The sequence below is a fragment of the Paenibacillus sp. FSL P2-0121 genome, from assembly GCF_037975345.1.
GTDB lineage: Bacteria > Bacillota > Bacilli > Paenibacillales > Paenibacillaceae > Paenibacillus_AQ > Paenibacillus_AQ odorifer.
The window spans coordinates 4,432,245-4,452,981 of sequence record NZ_CP150245.1 but is presented as its reverse complement, the minus strand read 5'-3'; the positions used below and the strand labels follow the sequence as shown (position 1 = coordinate 4,452,981).

General features: G+C 40.7%; 18 protein-coding genes and 1 pseudogene. 13 read left to right on the top strand and 6 right to left on the bottom strand.

Features of this window, described 5'->3' with window-relative positions; all coding sequences use genetic code 11:
• Positions 1-72 precede the first annotated feature (72 nt).
• Positions 73-546, bottom strand: coding sequence for a hypothetical protein (locus MKY54_RS19745; protein WP_339187626.1), 474 nt, complete (start codon positions 544-546; stop codon positions 73-75).
• A gap of 41 nt (positions 547-587) precedes the next feature.
• Positions 588-764: a hypothetical protein gene (locus MKY54_RS19740; protein WP_339187623.1), complete on the bottom strand. Its 177-nt coding sequence runs from the start codon at positions 762-764 to the stop codon at positions 588-590.
• A 49-nt stretch (positions 765-813) separates the two neighbouring features.
• Here MKY54_RS19740 and MKY54_RS19735 point away from each other — a divergent pair, with 49 nt between their 5' ends.
• From MKY54_RS19735 to MKY54_RS19725, 3 genes are all read left to right on the top strand, one after another.
• On the top strand, positions 814-2,082 hold the full coding sequence (locus MKY54_RS19735) for a hypothetical protein (RefSeq protein ID WP_076307680.1): 1,269 nt from the start codon (positions 814-816) through the stop codon (positions 2,080-2,082).
• 289 nt (positions 2,083-2,371) lie between these two features.
• Positions 2,372-2,977, top strand: a complete 606-nt coding sequence (locus MKY54_RS19730) for a polysaccharide deacetylase (RefSeq protein ID WP_256716011.1) — start codon at positions 2,372-2,374, stop codon at positions 2,975-2,977.
• Between the two features lie 78 nt (positions 2,978-3,055).
• Positions 3,056-3,706 carry a polysaccharide deacetylase family protein gene (locus tag MKY54_RS19725; protein ID WP_175618995.1) on the top strand — a complete coding sequence of 217 codons (651 nt, stop codon included), beginning with the start codon at positions 3,056-3,058 and terminating at the stop codon, positions 3,704-3,706.
• A 20-nt stretch (positions 3,707-3,726) separates the two neighbouring features.
• On the opposite strand, the gene MKY54_RS19720 is transcribed toward MKY54_RS19725, so the two are convergent.
• Entirely contained in the window at positions 3,727-4,566 is an 840-nt protein-coding gene (locus MKY54_RS19720) for an AraC family transcriptional regulator (RefSeq protein ID WP_076217885.1), read from the bottom strand.
• Between the two features lie 235 nt (positions 4,567-4,801).
• Between MKY54_RS19720 and MKY54_RS19715 the strand changes: the two genes are divergently transcribed.
• From MKY54_RS19715 to MKY54_RS19700, 4 genes are all read left to right on the top strand, one after another.
• A complete protein-coding gene (locus MKY54_RS19715) occupies positions 4,802-5,710 on the top strand; it encodes a chitosanase (RefSeq protein ID WP_248548588.1) in 909 nt (302 codons plus the stop codon).
• Positions 5,711-5,798: 88 nt separating this feature from the next.
• Positions 5,799-8,387 (top strand): metallophosphoesterase, encoded by a 2,589-nt coding sequence (locus MKY54_RS19710; RefSeq protein WP_339187619.1) that lies wholly within the window; start codon positions 5,799-5,801, stop codon positions 8,385-8,387.
• A gap of 528 nt (positions 8,388-8,915) precedes the next feature.
• Positions 8,916-9,290 (top strand): hypothetical protein, encoded by a 375-nt coding sequence (locus MKY54_RS19705; RefSeq protein ID WP_076182861.1) that lies wholly within the window; start codon positions 8,916-8,918, stop codon positions 9,288-9,290.
• 172 nt (positions 9,291-9,462) lie between these two features.
• Positions 9,463-11,094, top strand: a complete 1,632-nt coding sequence (locus tag MKY54_RS19700; protein WP_076307683.1) for an alkaline phosphatase — start codon at positions 9,463-9,465, stop codon at positions 11,092-11,094.
• A 131-nt stretch (positions 11,095-11,225) separates the two neighbouring features.
• Here the strand turns inward: MKY54_RS19700 and MKY54_RS19695 are convergent, their stop codons facing one another.
• Positions 11,226-12,272 carry a DUF418 domain-containing protein gene (locus tag MKY54_RS19695; protein ID WP_076182853.1) on the bottom strand — a complete coding sequence of 349 codons (1,047 nt, stop codon included), beginning with the start codon at positions 12,270-12,272 and terminating at the stop codon, positions 11,226-11,228.
• 184 nt (positions 12,273-12,456) lie between these two features.
• Between MKY54_RS19695 and MKY54_RS19690 the strand changes: the two genes are divergently transcribed.
• From MKY54_RS19690 to MKY54_RS19675, 4 genes are all read left to right on the top strand, one after another.
• Positions 12,457-13,605 (top strand): VanZ family protein, encoded by a 1,149-nt coding sequence (locus tag MKY54_RS19690; protein ID WP_076307684.1) that lies wholly within the window; start codon positions 12,457-12,459, stop codon positions 13,603-13,605.
• Positions 13,606-13,758: 153 nt separating this feature from the next.
• Complete coding sequence (locus MKY54_RS19685; RefSeq protein ID WP_076307685.1) at positions 13,759-14,526, top strand: ABC transporter ATP-binding protein; 768 nt, start codon at positions 13,759-13,761, stop codon at positions 14,524-14,526.
• Entirely contained in the window at positions 14,513-16,432 is a 1,920-nt protein-coding gene (locus MKY54_RS19680; protein ID WP_076307686.1) for an ABC transporter permease, read from the top strand. The genes MKY54_RS19685 and MKY54_RS19680 overlap by 14 nt, the downstream gene beginning before the upstream one ends.
• 5 nt (positions 16,433-16,437) lie before the next feature.
• Entirely contained in the window at positions 16,438-16,791 is a 354-nt protein-coding gene (locus MKY54_RS19675; protein WP_036688737.1) for a YxeA family protein, read from the top strand.
• Positions 16,792-16,873: 82 nt separating this feature from the next.
• On the opposite strand, the gene MKY54_RS19670 is transcribed toward MKY54_RS19675, so the two are convergent.
• Both MKY54_RS19670 and MKY54_RS19665 read right to left on the bottom strand, forming a co-directional pair.
• Entirely contained in the window at positions 16,874-18,268 is a 1,395-nt protein-coding gene (locus MKY54_RS19670) for a HAMP domain-containing sensor histidine kinase (RefSeq protein ID WP_076307687.1), read from the bottom strand.
• Positions 18,269-18,274: 6 nt separating this feature from the next.
• Positions 18,275-18,976 (bottom strand): response regulator transcription factor, encoded by a 702-nt coding sequence (locus MKY54_RS19665; protein ID WP_076127196.1) that lies wholly within the window; start codon positions 18,974-18,976, stop codon positions 18,275-18,277.
• A gap of 313 nt (positions 18,977-19,289) precedes the next feature.
• Here MKY54_RS19665 and MKY54_RS19660 point away from each other — a divergent pair.
• Both MKY54_RS19660 and MKY54_RS19655 read left to right on the top strand, forming a co-directional pair.
• Positions 19,290-19,534, top strand: a pseudogene (locus tag MKY54_RS19660) (hypothetical protein); the annotation flags it as partial.
• A gap of 327 nt (positions 19,535-19,861) precedes the next feature.
• Complete coding sequence (locus tag MKY54_RS19655) at positions 19,862-20,725, top strand: MurR/RpiR family transcriptional regulator (protein WP_042129113.1); 864 nt, start codon at positions 19,862-19,864, stop codon at positions 20,723-20,725.
• Positions 20,726-20,737: the final 12 nt, after the last annotated feature.

The following is a 20,737-nucleotide window of genomic DNA, read 5'->3' as shown; positions in this document are numbered from 1 at the left end:
AATCGGAATGACCCAGAGGTTTGTCCAATGTCTATTCTAAGGGGTGCACTTCACTATACTGACGGGGTTTTGTTATACGATCATCCCCATTTCTCGGAGTCTATCTTTAATTTTCTTTAAACGAGCTTCTTTTTCGGTGTCTTCAGTTAATACCTCTACAGATGTTTCGTTATACTTCTTAATGATCCTCTTTAAAGTTAATTCTTTCATTTCCTTTTTACTGTGGATGGTAACATGAGGGACAGCTGTATAGGTTTCTATAGTCTTGGGATCTGCAGAAATTCGTTCTAGTAAACTAAGTAGAAGCACCAGTCTTTGCTGGCCCAACCTCGAAACTTGGTATAGTTTTTTCCATGTGGAATCTAATAGATGTTCAAGATCTGTATATCCCTTCGAGTATAGAGCATTTATGAGGCCTGTTAAATTTGGACCCCGTTCTTCTGCATGCGCCACAGCAACAATACAAGCAATATTCTTAGAATAAAGATGCGCCGGAAGTGGAAAAAAATGTATTAATGCCGCATTTCCGTCGATGATGTCAATCATGATGATATACCTCCATTAAAATATGTGTTCACTATACACGTTTAGTATTCTGGCAAGGTCTGAGTCAGCAGGGTGAATTTTCCTGACTTGTCCAATCGATTGATACACTCTGCATTATTAAACCCCAAGCTACTGATCATTTTCTGAACACCAGCAAAACCCGTTACATAAGATCGTAGAATATGTAGGAGATATGATTCGCTGCGCTTCATAATCATTGCTAAGTAATGATATGATATAGGTATCAATTTTGTGGGGTGCACTGATATGGATTTCCGAATCAAAGAACTAGTTAATGCTACACAGCAAACCTATGGACTGGACAACTACTATTTACATACAAATGAAATTTATCGTGAAGTTACGATGCTGGGAGAAACCGACTATTTGCTTAGTATGGAATGGTTTCCTTCTCACATTAAGGAATGGAAGGAAGATTATAATCCGGAAGGAACTGCAGTCATTACGCTTGACTTGCTATCCAATAACTATAAAAGTGTTATTTTTGTTGGAGGGAAATCTTATGCAAATCGAACACCGTTCCAAAACATTGAATTAAACGGCGTTATTCAGTGGATGGAAGCTGAAGTAGGGCTTGAATATGGTAAACAATTCTACCTATTGAAGGAAGAAAGAGGAGAATATTATTTTGCCGAATGTATAGACGGTATACCTATCTCTCCCGGCGGGCGAATGGAGTTACGCTTCGATGGGGAAGGTAGGATTATTTTTTATAGTGTCTATGGCCAGTTTCCTTCCAGCTCCCTTGTGCAAAAAGAGGATTATTCTCTCACGCTTCAAGCGGTAGAGCTACTGGCTAAAAACCAACTACAGCTTATAGAATATCCAGTGTACGAGATGAAGCATCTCCTGCCGATCTATGGGATAGAAGAAATCTACATTACAAATGATGGAACAACCACAATTCCATTTGAGATGATATCAGGAACGAGAGCACGACTGAGTATTGATCAAGTAATGCAGTGGGAGCAAGCGGACACGAAACAGTTCGCAAGGACGGAGATCCGTCTGCAAGAAGTGGTTACAATCGAACAGGCAATAGCACGTGAGCCGCATCCAGATTCATTTTCAATCACAGACATAGAACAAGCCCAATGTATAACCGCAGTCGAAATTGGTTTAAGCCAGCTCTATCCGGAAGAATCCGGACAATGGATATTGAAGACTTTACATCGGGAAAGAGGACATATTCAAGCGACATTGAGGAAGAATGTGTCAAGTAATCGTATGTTTCAGCGTAAGCTCCTTCTGTTCATCGATACGAACAATTATAAGGTTATAAATTATATGGATAACAAGCTAATGCTCGATACATTTGATGAATTCAAGAGTGAAGGGAAAATTGCTGTGAGCCATGACGAAGCTTATGATAAGCTCAAGGGATGGTTCGAATTAACACCCGTATATGTGTATGATCCTGGGCAGAAGAGGTATGTGCTGTGCGGAAAGCTGGATTGTGATTATGCCGTGAAGGCCACCAGCGGAGATGTGGTAGAGTTGGGTAGTTTGGAATGATAGTGAAACCAGATTGATTTAGTCAAAAAGATAACATCCGAAACTCATGTCCAAGAGACATGGGTTTTTCTTTATGTAGTTGGATTTTCTTGCAGAAGTTGTCTAATTTAAGACCTACTAAATTTTGTCCTTTTTTTAGGTCAGAAAGTTTTTTTAACTAGATGCCAAAAATTTAGATTTACACGCAGAGAAATTCCGGTGAATAGCGTCAAATAGAAGTAGACGTTAGGAAAAAAGAAAGTTTCGTTAGGTACAATGGATGAAATGAGAGACAATAACCGGTTTAAGGATGGTGAAAAAGTTGGGTTTCAAAATACGTAAAAACACGGTGCAGTCCGTCTGGATGATGTGGGAAAAAACTTTTGCGTTGCTTTCACATTTTCGCGGATCACATAAGTCACGCTTTGGTATATGTACCGTGATGCTAAAAAAGCACCGGGGACAGCCTATTGTATGCCAAGACGCCACGGTCATCAATCAGGGAGAGTGGGTGGGAGAACTCCACCTCGACAATGAAAGAATCCTGAAGTTGATCCGGTCCGAAGGATCGGATCGTGCCGCACTGCAAACGGCTCGCATGCTGCGCAAATCAATGCAGCAAATCAATGAAGCGTTCGAATCGCAGTCGGAGTTCAGGCAGGTCAAGGCTTTATTGGGGATTACACTGCTCCATCGGGGATTAACGCACGGTCTTGGTTTTGAACAACAAAATATAAAGTCCGGCGTTTTCGAACGCATCACCACCATCTATCTTCGATTGCTGCTGTCTGCCATGCATCCTGAAGGGAGACAAAGAATCAATCGGCGAACAGAGCAACTGGTCCCGATGTTACTGATCCATTCACGCGCCTCACTGAAAAATCGATTTTCACCCGGACAGAACTACTCTGGATAGGTCTTATGCTTGTTATAAGGAGGTGTAATCATACTTACATATCTGATAGGAGGAATACTATGTGCCGCTACTCTTTACATGTTTATTCCAAGTTTGATTACGCGAGTGAGCGGCTTTGGTGTTTTTCGCAAAGGAACGGTAGAAAAACAGGTGGCATTCACTTTTGATGATGGGCCACATCCGAAATATACGCCGGAATTGCTGGATTTATTGAAGTTACATCAAGTGAAGGCTACTTTTTTCGTGCTTGGATCGCGAGCGGAGCAGTATCCAGATCTGATCAGAAGGATGGATCGGGAAGGCCATCAGATTGGCATCCATAATTACTGCCATACCTCTAATTGGCTGATGCTGCCCAGTACAATTAGGCGAGAACATCTGGAACGCTCCGCTGATATTATAGAGTCTATTGTCGGAATCAGACCCAATCATTACCGTCCACCCTGGGGATTAATCAATCTATTTGATTTCTTTCGGCACAAGCAGTATCGAATTGTTCTATGGTCGCTGAAGGCGAGTGACTGGAACATCCGGGCCTGTCAAACCCGGATGCAGGCCATTTTATTAGGTGGAATCACCGATGGCTCCGTTGTTTTACTTCACGACAGCGGAGAGACTGCGGGCGCGGACCGGCATGCTCCTTATTTTATGCTGCAAGCTTTAGAAGAAGTGCTAAACCAACTACAGGCAAGAAACTTGCAATTTGTTAGGCTTGATGAAATGTCTTGACGTATTCCAGTGATTTGTTATTAAGACTTAAATTGTTTGCGGAAGCAGAGCGGCGAGATGCCCATTATTAATTTGAAGGTTCGTCCAAAGTGGGAGGTGTTATCGAACCCAACCATTCCCGCAATTTCAGTAACATTAAAAGAAGAGCCAACCAGCAAATCACGCGCTTTTTTAATGCGGATGTTATTGATATATTCAATGAAGCTGAACCCGGTGGATTCTTTAAAAGTGCGGCAAAGGTAGGAAGAGCTTATGTCGAATTGCCGTGAAATCTCACAGAGCTTGAGCGGTTCCATATAATGTTGATTTACATAATTAACGATGTCCAGGACTTTCTTATGTGTACGATTGGATTCTACAAATGAAGCTACGCGGCTGTCAAATAGTTTACGATTAAGATAGAGGAGCAGCTCCACCAATAATATTTGTTGGTACTGTTCATATCCGCGGGCTTGCTTCTTCCCCTCCTGGATCATTTTCTGAAAAAGCTGTTCGATGAAATATTGATCCATCCCGGTCATCTTCAAAGCACGGTAATCACTTTTGAACAATTCGAGCAGTTCCTCACATTGACTGCCGGTGCAGAAATGCTGCAGGAATTCTTTTTTAAACAGGAGTGTAACCCGTTCATACATATTGCAGCCGGAATTGACCAGTTTGTGCATTTCGTGAATATCCATAAATAGTAGTGTTCCGCCCGCAACCTGGTAAGTTCTGTCCCCTATAAAATAATAAAAATCCCCGGATATTAAATACAGAATCTCATATGCATCATGATAGTGTCTTGAAGGCATGCTGGTGTATACCTGTTTCTTGCGGCTGATGTCAAAAAGAGTAGACTCATAAAATACTGGTTTCATTCAGCACCTCCTAAGAGGATTGTAGACTTAATCTATGGTTTGTAGCAACATATGTATAAAAATTAATATTTACAAGAAAATACGTGCTGTTTGGACAAAGTTTTTGAGATAAGCTTAAATTGAATTACCAAGTGTTGGAAAAAGGAGGGCTGTCATGCTCAGATAGGTTAGGGATAAGGTTCACTGCCACTAAAAGTTAAAGCGCTTAAACTATTCAATTAAAGGAGAGATTGCGGTGCTAAATTCAACGAAGAGTAAGGTTTCCAAGAAGATGAAATTTTCATTGATGATTCTGCTCAGTTTTTCAATGATTTTTTCTTATGGCTGTCTGTCCAAAACATCTCAACAGAAAAGTTATGCGGCAGGGAACCCTGATTCTAATTTCTCACCGGCAACACTTCAATTCTTGCGTGACAACACAGGTCTGGATGGTGAGCAGTGGAACAATATTATGATGCTTGTCAACAAACCGGAGCAGGACGATCTGAACTGGATCAATTTTTACGGATATTGTGAAGATATTGATGATGACCGCGGGTATACGATTGGAATATTCGGTGCGACTACAGGCGGCTCAAATGATACCGGTCCCGACGGTCCGGATCTGTTCAAGGCATATGACGCTGCCAAAGGCGCGAGTAATCCTTCGGTTAAAGGCGCATTGGCCCGGATCGGTGTTAAGGGTTCGATGAAAGGGAAGATCCTCGAAATCAATGAAAGCGAAGAGAGCTTTTGTAGAAAAATCGGCAATTTGCAAAATGATCCCGAGTGGAGAGAGGCTATGTGGAAAACGTTCTACAATATCTATATTAAATACAGTGTGGAGCAGGCCCGCAAACGCGGCTTTAACTCGGCATTAACTATTGGTTCCTTCGTGGATGCAGCGCTGAACCATGGAGCTACCGGCGGCTCCGAGACCCTTCAAGGGCTTTTGGGTAAATCCGGAAGCAGCACGGATGAGAAGACTTTTATGACCAAATTTTATAAAGAACGGACCAAGATTGTGGATACTAATGAGTACAACTCTCCGCCTAACGGCAAGAACCGTGTGAAGCAGTGGAGCAATTTGCTGAACATGGGAGAGACAGACCTGAAGGGTGCAGATTCAGCAATCCTTCAAGTCACCGACTGGGAACTCCAATAACAGGAAGGTAAGGGTAGCAGAACCGCCGTTCTTCTCGGAGGCGGCGGTTCGATGATAAGTGAGATTAAGGAAGAGGGAGATGGGCTGAATGGATAACAACCAATCTTATCTCAAAAATAGATTTTACAAGGTAATCAGTCTAATGGTTATAGGTTTGCTGCTTGCCATGGAGTTGACTGGTTTTGTCTCAGCAGGGAGGGAAGAAATTGAGGAAGACCTTGTAAATGAAGCAACTGCAGTTCAGGAAACGATTGCCCAGTGGATTTTTAAAGACAAAGGCGAAAACGGTGTATTTCCGGCTACCGGCGGGGTATATCAGACGTCTTCATCCATTCGTGATGTAGGAACTAATACGGATGCGTACACCTATGAGTCAAGTGAGAACAGCGTACGCAACCAGGGCTGGCATGAAGGAACGGGCCTAAAATACTGGCTTGCCACGCTTTCTACCCAAGGCTTCGAAGGGATCTTCCTCTCTTCACAGCAAACCTCTTCAAGTACAGGACCTAGGGATTTCAAGGTGCAATACAGTAAAGATCAACAGGAATGGATAGATGTTACGGGCGGCAACCTTGTTCTAGCCCAGAACAATTTTAATTGTTCCAATAATTCCTGCAAATTAACTAACCTCGCTTTGCCTGCCGGAACAAACAATCAAGATGTACTCTATATCCGCTGGGTGGTAAACTCTGCGAAAAGCGTAAGCGGGGGAACGGTGTCCAGCTCAGGCTCAAGCAGAATCAAAGATGTGATAATTAAAGGAACACGCAGCAGCGGCGAACCTGGGGACACTCCCACACTTGAGGTAAGCAAAACTCCCGCTTCAGGGGCTGCAGATGTTCCCCTTAACGCAGAGATCACCGTGAAGTTTAACAAAGCCATCAGTCTCGACAGTAGTTATCAAGTTGTAATCACAGAAAACAATCTTCCTCTTACCAACATTTCTGCTTCACTCCTCGGTCAAGACACAGTCAAAGTCAGCCACCCTAATTTCACTGCCGGCAAAACTTACAACGTGACCGTCCCTAAAGAGCTTGTTAAGGGGACTACGGATGGCCGTACACCTGAGAACGATATTACCTGGAGCTTTAAGACGAAGTCTCCGGATACCGGCATCAAAACTCCAACGCTGCTGAACATGACTTTTAATGGAGACCCGAAGACAAGTATTGCCTTTGACTGGTATACAGCTGAAACCGTCAGAGGTACAGTAGTGCAAGTAGTGGAGGCCGCCAATGTGGGAGGAAGCGAGTTCCCGGAACAACTGGCAGCTTCTTATGAGGGCAGCGCAACAGTTATTGAAACCTTAATGACATCAGGAGACAGAAGCTCCAAAAAGTATAAAAAGTTCGCCAGCCACAAGGTTATTGCAAGCGGTCTTAAGCCTGGAACTAAGTATATCTACCGGGCCGGTAACGGTGATGCGGACGGCTGGAGCGAGGCGGGTTCTTTTACCACGGACAAGGCGGATAATCAGGATTTCCATTTCCTCTATGTAACCGACACCCAAGGCTCAAGTAAATCGAATTTCGATCTGTGGCAGGATACTTTTAAGAAAGCTATTGAGAAAACGGTAGATCCCAAGTTTGTTCTTCTTACAGGGGATCTAACGGATGACGGTGATCTGGAGCAGCTGTGGCAGTGGTTCTTAGGTGTGCCGAAAAAAGAATTTGCCAATGTGCCATTTGCACCGATTATCGGCAACCATGAGATAGAGGATTATCCGAATAACAACTTCTATAACCATTTTAATCTTCCAAAAGATGTCGGGACGGGCGCTCATGACGGGTCGGTATATGCTTTCGAATACGGCGATGCCCTGTTTATGCAGATCAATTCCCAGTACGAAGGGGAGGTCAAGCCGTATAAAGCGGATATTCAGTTCACGAAGCAATTGGAATGGATGCGGAATCAAGTGGCAAAGACCGACAAGAAGTGGAAATTCGTCTCGATGCATAAGGGAGCGTATTCTTCAGGGGATAATGCTTCAGCAGAAAGCGACCGGGTAGAATTTTACCGGAAATATCTAATTCCTGTATTTGATGAGCTGGGTGTGGATATGGTGTTTGAGGGACATGACCATATGTATATGAGGTCTTTTCAAATGCTGAACAACGTTCCGATTAAGAATGTTATTACCGATGAGCAAGGAAATGTGCTGAATCCCAAAGGGACCGTGTATCTGATGGGCAACTCGGCCGCTTCGAAATTTTATGCCATTAATCCAGATGCAGACACTTTTTTTGCAGCAAAAAACGACCAGCCCAATAAGAAAATGTTCGTGGATGTTTCCATTACAAGCGACGTGCTGAAATTCACATCCTACACAGCTGTTAAAGATAAACCTCTTGCCGTCTATGATGCTTACAGTATTAAACGGACTGACGTCAAACCCGGCATTGTAGAAAATCCAAGTGCAGTAAGACAGTCAGGGAACCGTGCAGTTCTTTCGTGGAAAGCGCCAGCAAATAGCTCTGAGCCTGTGCGAGGTTACCGGATTTACGAGAATAATGATAAAGTCAGCACAAATTGGAGCGTGTATGTGCCGACGGTAAGCGGTCAGACGAGTTACAGTTATACATTAAACGGCATAGATTCTGCTAAAGCCTACAATTTCGTGATTAAAGCAGTGGGGACAAGAAATAACTCGCTTCCAGCAGAGGCAGGAATGCAATGAATGGATAGAGGAGGCGTTGACGGAGCTTAGGCATCCGTTAACGTCTTTTTTCATAGTTGTTGAAGCTGTCCATTCCTCCTAGGGTAACTCCTCCAAAAGATAGCTTCACTTTTTACCAGATCATGAGCAGAATCGGCAAGAGGGTTTGGGGTGGGTCCTACGAAACCTAGAATTGGGATGATAAATTTAAGTGCCATCCATACATAGACACCAGGTAAGCCGTGAATCAAAAATACGCAGATCCATGACAGTAAAGCTGTAGCCAACATTGTACTACCTAAATACCCGAATGTTTGAGTTATTTTTTTCATATTCGCTCCTAACGTATAAGAAAGCGTCTAATAGGTAGATGAATATAACTGGAAAATCACTTCGGCTGCTAACATATCCGAGGCTCGACTCGGTGATTTAGATAATACCACCGTAGGGAAATCTGAAAAACAATCATTTGTGCAACTGTATTTGTCTTGTACCGTTCTTTGAAGTTAGTAATAGACTATATCAATCTCAGAGAAGGAGTTGATTTAGTTGGCTAACAGTGATATACGTCTTACTCTTTGGTCGGGTACTAATTTTACCAATCGCCGGATTCGATTCAGACGTGGGGGAGTTGCGGTTCGTGATCTTGGAGCGTTTCGGTTTAACAACGTTCTCTCGAGTTTCCGTCTCAGAAATGTTGTGCAGAGCTCTCAAGTAACGCTTGTACTATTTTCGCGAATTAACTTTCAGGGATCGTTCCGTGTATTCCGTGGCAGCCAAAACGTAGCGAACTTGAATAATTTTAACTTTAACAATGTCACATCTTCGTTGATATTGGTAGGCCGTATCCTTACAAGCTCCGAAATTTCCCAAATTCAAAGCACGGGTAGAGCGCCTCGAGATGTCCTCGTAATAAGACAATAATAATGCAAAGGGTGCCCCTAGGGCGCCCCTTTTTTACAAATATCAGTAGCACAGGTCAAGACAAAATATGCATAGAATTTAATATAAAATAAGAGAATAGGTGCTGCTCCCGCAAACAATCCTCCTTTAAACTAGTAACGTACTTAACAAAATCTGCTAGAGGAGGATTCAAATGCGCAAAAAGGTTACCGGGAGAATTTGCAGTACAGTTATGGTTTGCAGTCTGCTTGCAGCAGGCAACGGAACATCCTACGCCAATAACTCTGATGCTCCTACCAACAAATCGGTCAAAAACGTAATCCTGTTTATTACGGATGGGATGAGCTTATCCGATGTGAACTTGGCCAGATGGTATCAGGGAGGTCAGGCGCTTGCGATGGATAAGTATTTCAGCGGGCTGGTGAGAACCTATTCTACGGATTCACTGACCACAGATTCCGCTGCCGGAGCTACGGCTTATGCCACAGGCCATAAGGTTAAGAGTGAGACGGTATCCATACTTCCAGACCGAATAACGATGCCTTTCGTAAGCGCAGTTAAACCAGAGGACATGAACAAACCTCTGCCTACCCTTATGGATGCAGCGAGAATGGCAGGGAAAAGTACAGGAACGGTATTCACTTGTGAATTAACGGATGCGACACCGGCTACATTTTTAAGTCATGCATACACGCGTGACAATGCGCAGTCTATTGCAGAACAGATGGTCTATAGTGGTGTAGATGTTCTACTTGGGGGCGGTTCCGGGTATTTGGTACCCGGCAAAGAAGACATTAACCGCAAGGACGGAGAAGATTTAACCAAAATCCTGAAATCAAATGGGTATGAATACGTAACGGATAAAGCAGGTTTAATGAATTCTAAAACGAATAAAATCTGGGGACTATTCAACCCCGAAGCACTGGATGCTGATTTTGACCTGAACCCGCAAAAGCAACCGAGCCTTGCCGAAATGACCAATGTAGCGATAGAGAAGTTGTCACAGAACGAGAATGGTTTTATTCTGATGGTCGAAGCAAGCCAGATTGACTGGTATGGTCATGATAACGATCCAGTGGGGATTATGAGTGAGACCTTAGCGTTTGATAAAGCCTTCAAAGCCGCTGTTGATTTTGCAGAAAAGGACGGGAATACAGCAGTCTTATCGGTTTCGGATCATGCTACCGGCGGGCTCAATATGACGAACTATGATTCTACCAAAGATCTAATCTCCGTGCTGAAGAAAGCGAAGCACACCAGTTATTACATTGAAGGCAGTATTAATGAGAGCAATTTCAAAAAGGTCCTTGCGGATAATTATGGACTTAGTGATCTAACCAAAGAAGAAGCGGATCAAGTCAGATTGGGAATGCAGGATAACCTTTCGCCAGTCATCGGTAAAATTTTGGGGGATAAAATAGGTGTAACCTTCTCTACGGATGATCACACATCGGAAGAAGTTGGATTGTTCGCCTACCATCCGGCTAATTTTAAACCGACCGATTTCATGAACAGCGGTGTAATCCAGAATACGGATGTGAATAAGTATATTCAAGAAGTGACCGGACTCAATCTGGCGCAGCTTCAGGATACACTGTACGTATCCAGTGATAAATTCAAGGCCAAAGGAGCTACGATTACCCTAGATAAGACCGATAAGACTAATCCGGTGGTTGTAGTGAAAAAAGCAGGCCAAGTTCTCAAGCTGCCTATAGATAAAAATATCGCCATTCAGGATGGCAAAACAACGAAACTAAATGTGCTGACAGTAATGATTAAAGATAAAGTGTGGATTTCGCAGGATGCTTTGGACTTAATTCTCTAATTCTTAAAGTTCATGTTGTGATCTGTCGCCTAAAAGTTAAAGCGCTTAAACTTGAGAACCCCTTTTTAAAAGGGGTTTTTGGGTTTAGATAAGAAATTTCGACTTGAATTGAGGCGAGGAAAGCGAAGCTTTTATCGTTTTATTGCAGGCTTTGTTCCATAGGTCATCAAGCGCCAAACCTTTTCTAAAGGGCCCATGGAAAAAAACTTGAACCAAATGGTGCTAAAAATGATTTGAATCATATAAATCAGAACTGCGATGTAGAGAATATCTTTTGGTGAAACGACTTCGAGACCTATCATTGAAATGATTGCCGTCCCTATAATGCTTTGTGCTACATAATTTGTAAACGCCATTTGACCCACCCGTGATATGGGTTTCAGGAATTTCACCATTTGTTTATTTTCTAATAGTAGAAATAATGTTGTTAAGTAGAACAAAGTGGTTGGGAGAGATCCTAAGCCCGTAACTGAATCTACATTGCTGTTCCCATTTTGAGAAGCGTTCCAAATCCATAGTGAAAAACCAATGAACAACAGAAATGATACCATTTGAATCCATCTAATGGGTCTTGTTAATTCTTGTATGTGTGTCAGCCAACCTGACTTTGCGGTTAAAAAACCAGCTAAAAACATAATAAAGATTTGTATAGCGTCATTAGAAAAAATATCAAGAATAGATGAGATTGCCCCTTGAGAAGGCAGGAATATTTTTACCACTAAGGAAATGATGTAAATGGATGTCATACCCATAAGCCACTTTTTAAGTGTAGAAACCGTTGTGTGATAAAAAGGGATCAGAAACAATCCGATAATGGCATATGCGGGCAGAATGGTTCCCCAAAAGATAAATACATGAATGATTCCCAGCAGCAAAAGGATTAGTAAACGTCTAGCCATACGCCATCTGGGTTTATCTCCCCGGCTTTCGGCTCTTGAGGCGAAAATGTATAGACCTACACCAAATAGGAATGAAAAAATAGAAAAGAACTTTTTTTGTACGAAGATGATTATCAAGCTATGGATGATTCCATTAATGCCACTATAGTCTGGTAAGGGATCTCCTTCCATAATAACTTTAAAGGCTCCAACATTTATAAGCAGAATGCCAAAAAGAGCAAGTCCGCGAATGATGTCGAGTGAAATGATTCTTTCTTTTTGCGAGATGGAGGGATTCATTAATAGTGCTCCTTTGAAAATATTTTTATTTGCCTAGGAGTCAGTATAAGTTGCGAACCTTACATTAAATTGATGCCAACATTACAGGATCCTTAAATTTGATAAAATGTTCCAACTCCAGTTGAATTAGAATCAGTTTTATGGTTAATATGAATACTAAATCATTTTGGGGTGTGAACTAGAAATGTCAGCATATACTCAACCGATCTTTGTGGCAGCGATCTTTTTTGTGGTTTTAGCATTTGCCTTTTTTATCCCATGGCTCATTTATACCTATAGAAAATATAATTACCTTCCCTTTTCTACCACGTTAATTTCGTTTTCGTTTATCTTTTACTTTCTAGCAGCGTTATTTTTAGTATTGTTGCCGTTGCCGGAAATACGTAACACTTGTTCGCTACAAAAACCGGACACACAACATTATTCACTTATGCCATTTCAATTTATAGTGGGCACCTTTGGGAATAGTGGCATCGTGTTATCACAGCCTGCAACTTATAGGCTATTATTTAGCCAACCCTCATTCTATCAAGCGTTTTTTAATTTCTTGCTATTATTACCTTTTGGTGTTTATCTGCGATACTTTTTTCAAGATAAGAAATATTGGAAGAAAGCTCTAGGCTTCACGTTCTTATTAACTTTATTTTATGAGATAACACAGGTAACCGGCATTTACGGGATTTATAATTGCCCTTATCGTATTTTTGATGTGGATGATTTATTGTTAAATACTACTGGCGGTGTACTGGGGTTCTTTATTGCTCCAGCTGTGTTGGCGTTATTCCCGTCAAAAAAGAAAATTAAGGAGAAAGCGGAAAGATTATTAGCGCTTGATGAAGTAAGAGGGATGTCTGTGTTACTGGCTGTTATCATTGATCTATTTATCAGCAACCTAGTAGTTAAAGTTGTGTTGAGTATGACCAACGTTAATATCGTTAGTGAATTTATTGCGAGCACCATTACACTTTCTGTAACCTTTTTTATTATTCCGATGATTTGGAATGGATCGACAATCGGTACGAAAATAATGCGTTATCGCTATGACAGTAAAATAAGTCGAGTGGAAACTAACAAGCGATTATTTAAACGCTTTGGTGCCCTTTACGCGATGTACTTCATAACAGTCATTGCGAAAACGTTGAATAATGTGGAAATATCAATGGATTCTCCATTTTATAAGGCATCTATATTCTTAACCCTAGGTGCTGGATTGACCTCTCTCATTTTAACGATCGTATTGTTCGTTCATGTTATATTAGTCGTGTTTGGCAAACAAAAACGCCGCTTTTACTTTGATGAAGCTTCTGATTTATATACAACCAGAAAAAAATGAATGCTATTCAATAGCAAAGGGATACTCCGTAGTCTTAAATGGCTACAGGGTATCTTTTTTTTGTAGATTTAAGCTTGTTGTAAGGTTGGCATGAATTTGCTGTAAGGTTCGGTGCCTATAGTATAAGTATCAGCAAATTATGAGGTGAAATGAATGGAACCATTATTAAAAGTAGAAAACGTAAAAAAAGTGTACGGGAAGTTAAGTGCTGCTTACACAGCGTTGGAAAACGTGTCTTTTGACATTCATGAAGGTGAGTTTGTAGGGATTATGGGACCTTCCGGAGCGGGAAAATCAACCTTGCTAAATTTGTTAGCAACCATAGATTCTCCAACAGAAGGAAAGATATATATGAAGAACAAGAGTATTCATGATCTGAAGGAAGCAGCTTTGTCAGACTTCCGGCGTGAACATCTCGGGTTCATCTTTCAAGATTACAATTTACTCGATTCCTTGACGGTAAAGGAGAACATATTGCTTCCCCTGGCGATTGCTAAAATTCCAGCGAAGAAAATTAATCACCTTGTGACTCAGATCTCTAAAGTATTTGGGATTGAAGATTTACTGGGGAAATATCCTTACCAAATCTCTGGGGGTCAAAAGCAAAGAACCGCTGCGGCTAGAGCGCTCGTGACAGAGCCAGCACTGATTTTGGCTGATGAACCAACAGGTGCACTTGACTCTAAATCAGCAACAGATTTATTGGAAAGCTTAAGTACTTTAAATGAAAATAACAATTCGACCATTATGATGGTGACCCATGATGCCTTTGCCGCAAGCTTCTGCCGCCGGATCATTTTCATCAAGGATGGTTCATTTTCAACAGAAATCTATCGTCGTGATCAGACATGCAAAGCCTTCTTCCAAGAGATCTTAGATGTTCATGCGGCCATTGGGGGTGAGGTAGATGACGTTATTTAGTCTAGCAAGAAAAAATATAGCCAGAAACTTCTCGCAATATTTTTTATACATCGCATCGATGGTGTTTAGTATCATCATTTACTTTACATTTGTGACCTTAAAATATAGTGATACGATAGCAGAACAGACGGCTTCATCCCAAAAACTGGGTTCCCTAATGAGTGGAGCGGCAGTCATTCTTATCTTTTTCGTGTTCATATTTATAGCTTATTCCAATTCATTTTTTATGAAAAGACGTAAAAAAGAAGTCGCACTGTATGCGTTGCTGGGGGTACGTAATCGTCAAATCGGTTTTATGCTCTTTTTTGAAAATTTATTATTAGGATTATTCTCTTTAATAGTAGGGATTGTATTTGGCTTCCTTTGTTCAAAAGGATTTATGACGATTTTGATTCATTTAATGGGTTATGACGTTGTAGCACCCTTTACTTTTTCAATGGCGGCAGCGATGAACACGGCTATCGTATTTCTGGTTATTTTCTTAGTGACATCGTTTCAAGGCTATCGCTTGATCTATCAATTTAAGCTGATTGATTTATTTCATGCTTCCAAAAAGGGAGAAGTGGCGCCTAAACCATCTATGATAGTAGCTGTTCTTGGAGTGTTACTTATTGTCTTGGGCTATTGGCTTGCAATGCAGGACCTTTTCACTTCTAAGGTATGGGCAAAAATCGGATTTCTCATGACCGTATTAATTATTTTAACAACGGTAATTGTGGGTACATTTTTATTGTTCCACAGTGTGACTGGCTTTCTGTTAGCAATGATTAAGAAAAATGAAAAGTGGCTGTGGAAGGGCCTTCATGTAATAACCATTTCGCAGCTGCTCTATCGTATCCGTGGGAATGCACGTACATTAACTGTGATTGCTGTGTTGAGTGCTACAACAGTAACTGCCGGTGGAGCGGTCTATAGCCTGTATTACAATACGAACGACTCGGCAAAAACGATTAATCCGAATACCTTTATGTATCAATTAACAGATGCAGAAATGGATAAACAAGTAAGTGCTGTACTGCCAGCTACAAAATACGATGAAAATATCGAAGCGCTATCCATTACATTTCATACGAAAGAATTAAACTCGCGATCCTCGTTCGATAGCTCTGATAAAAGAGGGTATACAGTTATCGATGAAATAACATACAACAACTTAGCAAATGTACAGCATAAAGAAAAATTAAATGTAAAGGATGGCTACGCGGTTATTTTAGATATCGGATATAACAAAAGGTTCTCACCTATGTATACAGGAAAAACTATAACAACAGGCAACGGCCATCCACTCACATTCCAAAGCTTTAAAACACAAACCGTATTAAATGCAGGTACAGCAGGTATAACAGTTGTAGTCTCGGATGAACAGTATAAAGTATTACGGAATGATGGAGAAGTGCTACGCTATCGTGTTCTTGGGGTAGAGGACGCCTCTGTGGATTTATCTGCAAAAATTGCAAACCAATTACCTGAAGAAGCGCTATTTTCAAGCAGGCCTCAAGATTACCAAACAAGCTTGGAAAGTGTGGGTTCTCTACTTTTTATAGGAAGTTTCCTTGGACTCGTATTTCTGGCTGCAACAGGCAGTATCATTTACTTTAAAGTTTTAACTGAGGCAGAAGAAGATAAAGCACAGTACAATATGCTGCATAAAATGGGTGTCAGTGCAAAAGAAATGCGGAAATCCATTGCGTCACAGGTATTCGTTATCTTTGTTGTACCGCTTATAGTAGGGTTATTGCATAGTGTAGTGGCTTTAAAAGCATTCTCTAGTCTACTGATGATAGATTTAGCAAAGCCAGTGTTGCTCTGGATGATTGCTTATACCATAATTTATGGGTTGTATTATTTCTTAACCGTAGCTTCATACAATCGTATTATCACACTAAATAATAGAACAGAAGGATGATTGAGATGAAAAAATTTCTAATTACTATGGGTATTTTGTTTGTTATTGGGGTTGTAGGTGTCTTTGCTCTAGCAAAGATTGATTTCAATCGCATGAATGCCGAAAATTATTATTTACAAATTACAGAGGATGGGGAACCCCATGAATATAAACTGAGTGATGGTACAGTGATGACTTCCTATTCCTATACACTAGAAGCTACAAATGCCAAAGGGAATACAATTCCACTGGAATTTAATGCACAAAAAAATCTTCGTAAAGGCGCCTACTTAAAAATGTATGTAAAAAAAGGTGATCAAGTCTCCTCATATGATGAAGTGAAGGTAGAGGATATTCCGCTAAAAGCAATAAAAAACTAATAAATTGAAGAAGGGCTGTCTCCAATAAAGGTAATGGAGCACAGCCCTTTTCTCTGCCTAATGAGTAAGTAAGGCATTTGTATTATAAAAGTATAGTAATGGTGGTTCCGGTATTCTCAATGCTCGTCATATCGAGTTTCCCCTCATGAGCCCAAATAATGTCTCTTGCGATGGCCATTCCTAAACCAGTACCATGCTTACTCGTTGTGTTTGTACCCCGATAGTAACGTTCGAAAATCTGTTCCAGATCTTTAGCTGGAATTCCATGACCATTATCAGAAATCGAAATTCGGGTATGAGATTCTGGACCTGTATCCACTCGAATCTTCACCACGACATTTTCATCGTTATGCACCAGCGCGTTGTAGATCAAGTTAAGGATCGCTCGTTTTAGTAACTTCTTATCTACTTTATGCATTGCTTTAGCCACATTCGCCTCAAACTCTATCTGCCGTTCACCAAAGGTCGGGTCATTTAAAAGTTCAATCGTCATTTCTCGTAGAAACTGAACGAGATTCACCTCTTCAAATTGCAGGGATAGCTGGTGATTACGCAAACGTGTCGTTAAATTGAGGTCATCTAACAGATCTTTCATATACATCGATTTACTCTTGATAATTGATGTGTATTCCTGTAATTCTTGGGCTGTTAGATCTGTGGCACTGTCGTTAATAAATTCTGCATAACCTTGAATAGAAGCAAGTGGTGTCTTCATGTCATGTGAAACATTGCTAATCCATTCCTCACGCATTTGATCGAGACGTTTACGTTCCTCTTCATGTCGATCGAGCTTTTCAGATAGTTCATTCATATTACGAAAAACATCTTCATAAACACCTTTGGGAGTAGGCATTTTCTTAAAACGTCGTTCCCTGAGCTGTTGAATACCCTCTATTAATGTATGAAGGGGTGCAGTTAACTTTTTCCCAAATAGAAATCCAATGAGGATTACAATAAGCACATCAACGATTAAAAAAATGAAAAGAAAAACATTAACATCTTTGAAAATTTTAGCGTAGTCATAGGTCATTACGTAGCGGCCTATTTTAGGATTATTAATCCCTAAAAAGTAACTGAAATGTTGGGCTTCGCTGACAAAAACCGTCGTGCGTGCATCTAATTCTTTATATTTATACATTTGTACAATTTCAATAGGAGAATACTCTGTTTTCAATTCTTCAGGGGTATAAAATGCTGCTGCTTGCTCCCCTTGGTCATTCAAGAATTGTACCCAGGCGCTCATTTCTTGTAGTTTTTTGAGACCTTCTTCATTCACAACAGGTTTGCCAGCCTGTAATTCTACGTATTGTGAAAAGGTTCGGCTAAAGGTTTCTGCAGATGCTTCTTCAGTGCCAAAGTTATTATTATTTACCTTTATAACGAATAAGGAAAGGAACAAAATCGCGTTTACAATACCAACGATCACAACAATAGTCATAACCGATCTTAAAAAGCGGAGTGTCAATTTCCATTTCAACTAGTCTCACTCCTTGGTATTTAATTTATAACCTAACCCTTTAACCGTCAAAATAAAGGAAGGATTTGAAGGGTCTGCCTCAATTTTTTCGCGTAAGCGCCGAATATGTACCATCACTGTATTATCGGAACCAAAAAAGTCCTCACCCCACGCCTGTCCAAACAAGGTTTCTTTGCTTAGAATCTGATTGGGATGATGCATAAAACAGCTCATTAAACCGACTTCTTTGGCGGTTAGCACGAGGACCTCGCCATTCTTTTTTAATTCTGTCTCATTGGCACTAAGCTCAAAGGGGCCAGCTTGTAAGCTTTTCGGAGCTTTTTTTTCTTCTGTAAAGCCAGCTCTTCTCAGTTGTGCCTTTACCCGATAAGCGACTTCTTTCGGACTGAATGGTTTAGTAATATAATCATCGCCACCTATCGCCAGTCCTAACAGCTTATTAATTTCCTCGTCTTTTGCAGACATAAATAAGATGGGTGCATTTGATGTTTCCCGAATTTTTCTGCATAAGTCATATCCTTCTCCATCTGGGAGCATAATATCTAGCAATATAAGCTCAGGATTATACTCCTGGAACTTGTCCCAACCCTCTGCAACGGTCCCGGCAGTTACAACGTCTGGAACACCTTCTTTATGTAAAACAGCCTTCATCAGACGCGCTAAATCATCTTCATCGTCTATGATTAATACCCATTTACGACTTGCCATTTATTTCCCTCCAAATCCGTCTTTATGTACATTATTACATTATAAAGAACTCTTTATTTCTTGCGCAAAAAAATCGCAAAAGAAAGGCTTGCATGAAGATGGATATTACTTAGACGAACATAGCAAAGCAATATTCGGTCATTTATTAAAATTCATTCTAGATATAGTCAAATCAGGTAAGGAGGAGAAATTGTCTGCACTGTATATGGCCCTTTGAAGAAGTTCGCTAAAATGATGGAAGAAGGTGAGTTACTGTATTCGCTTGAGCTCGAAGAAGAACTTGCAGACAGCTTTTGGAATGCCATTAGATGGCTTGATTGCAGCCCTGGGCGTTGATTACTTCCTGATGATGCGGTATAACGAGCTTGAAGGGGATGTTGGATCACCTGCGCCGCGTTGATTCCTTCGGGCGTAACGACACTTATACAGGTAGCATTCGTATTAATCATTGCACTATTATTACTAAGTGTAGCGGCCATGCCGGTGTTCTTGACTACATTAAAGCAGCTTGCTAGCAAATTAAATGGTTCAAGTACGGTGCTACATCACAGGATGTAGTTGACAAATTGAGTCATATTTAGACGGCAGTGAAATTTAAAAATACATGCGTATTACGTATGCTGAGAACAATAGAAAGAATCTTCGGGGACCTTTGTGGTCCCTTGTTTCACCATATCAGAAAGTATATAATTATCGACTATACCTTACAACTTTATTACGCTATAATCAACGTAAAGTCACCAGATGACCTAAGAGTAGGATGATTTTAATAGATTAATTAATATTAGCTTTGATATGCCGAAACGTATTTTGTTATTGAAATTGGTTGTTTATATTGTTTATGATATTAATAAAGGTGTTAATTAAATCTAGAGTAGGTAGATTATGAGTCTAAATGACAACGTATTAATTAAAATTCGTGATATGCGAGAGAGTTTTACACCAGTTGAACGATTGGTCGGAGATTACATTTTAGAAAATACGGAAGAGATCCCTCATTTGTCGATTAAGGAATTGGCTCAATCGAGTAAGACAAGCGATGCATCTGTCCTTCGTTTCTGTAAGACGATGGGTTACAGCGGATACCGCAATTTTATTGTGAGTATATCGGCATCTTTGGGTTCTCGTGATGAGGATTCAAAGGCTCAATATACAGATATTCAGCCAGGTGATGATCTCTCGACAATTATATCAAATATTTCATTGAATAATTGCAAGTCCATTGAGGATACGCTTAGTGTTATTGATCGAAAAGAAATTACAAGAGCTGTAGAATTACTATGTCATAGTAAGCGAATTGTTTTCTTTGGAATAGGTGCTTCGGGACTCGTTTGTATGGACGGGGAACAGAAGTTCTCGCGAATTAATAAGATGTGTCACGCCTATACAGATGGTCATAGTCAGCTCACGGCAGCAACTTTACTTGAGAAAGATGATGTTGCCATTTTCATTTCTAACTCTGGAGCAACTAGTGATATTATTGATGCACTGGAAATTGCCCAAAAGAATAGAGCGAAATGTATTGCGATTACGAAGTACAATAAAAGTGAGCTTGCGGAGCGGGCGGATATTGTACTGAGCATATCCACACCTGAAATAACAATCCGCAGTGGGGCTATGGGCTCACGTATTGCGATGCTTACGATCATCGACATATTATTTGCTGGTGTCGCAAGTGCAGAATATGAAGAAGTAAAAACCTACTTAACAAAAACGCATAATATATTAAAGAAAAAACTTAGAAATTAGGTTCTGATAGAA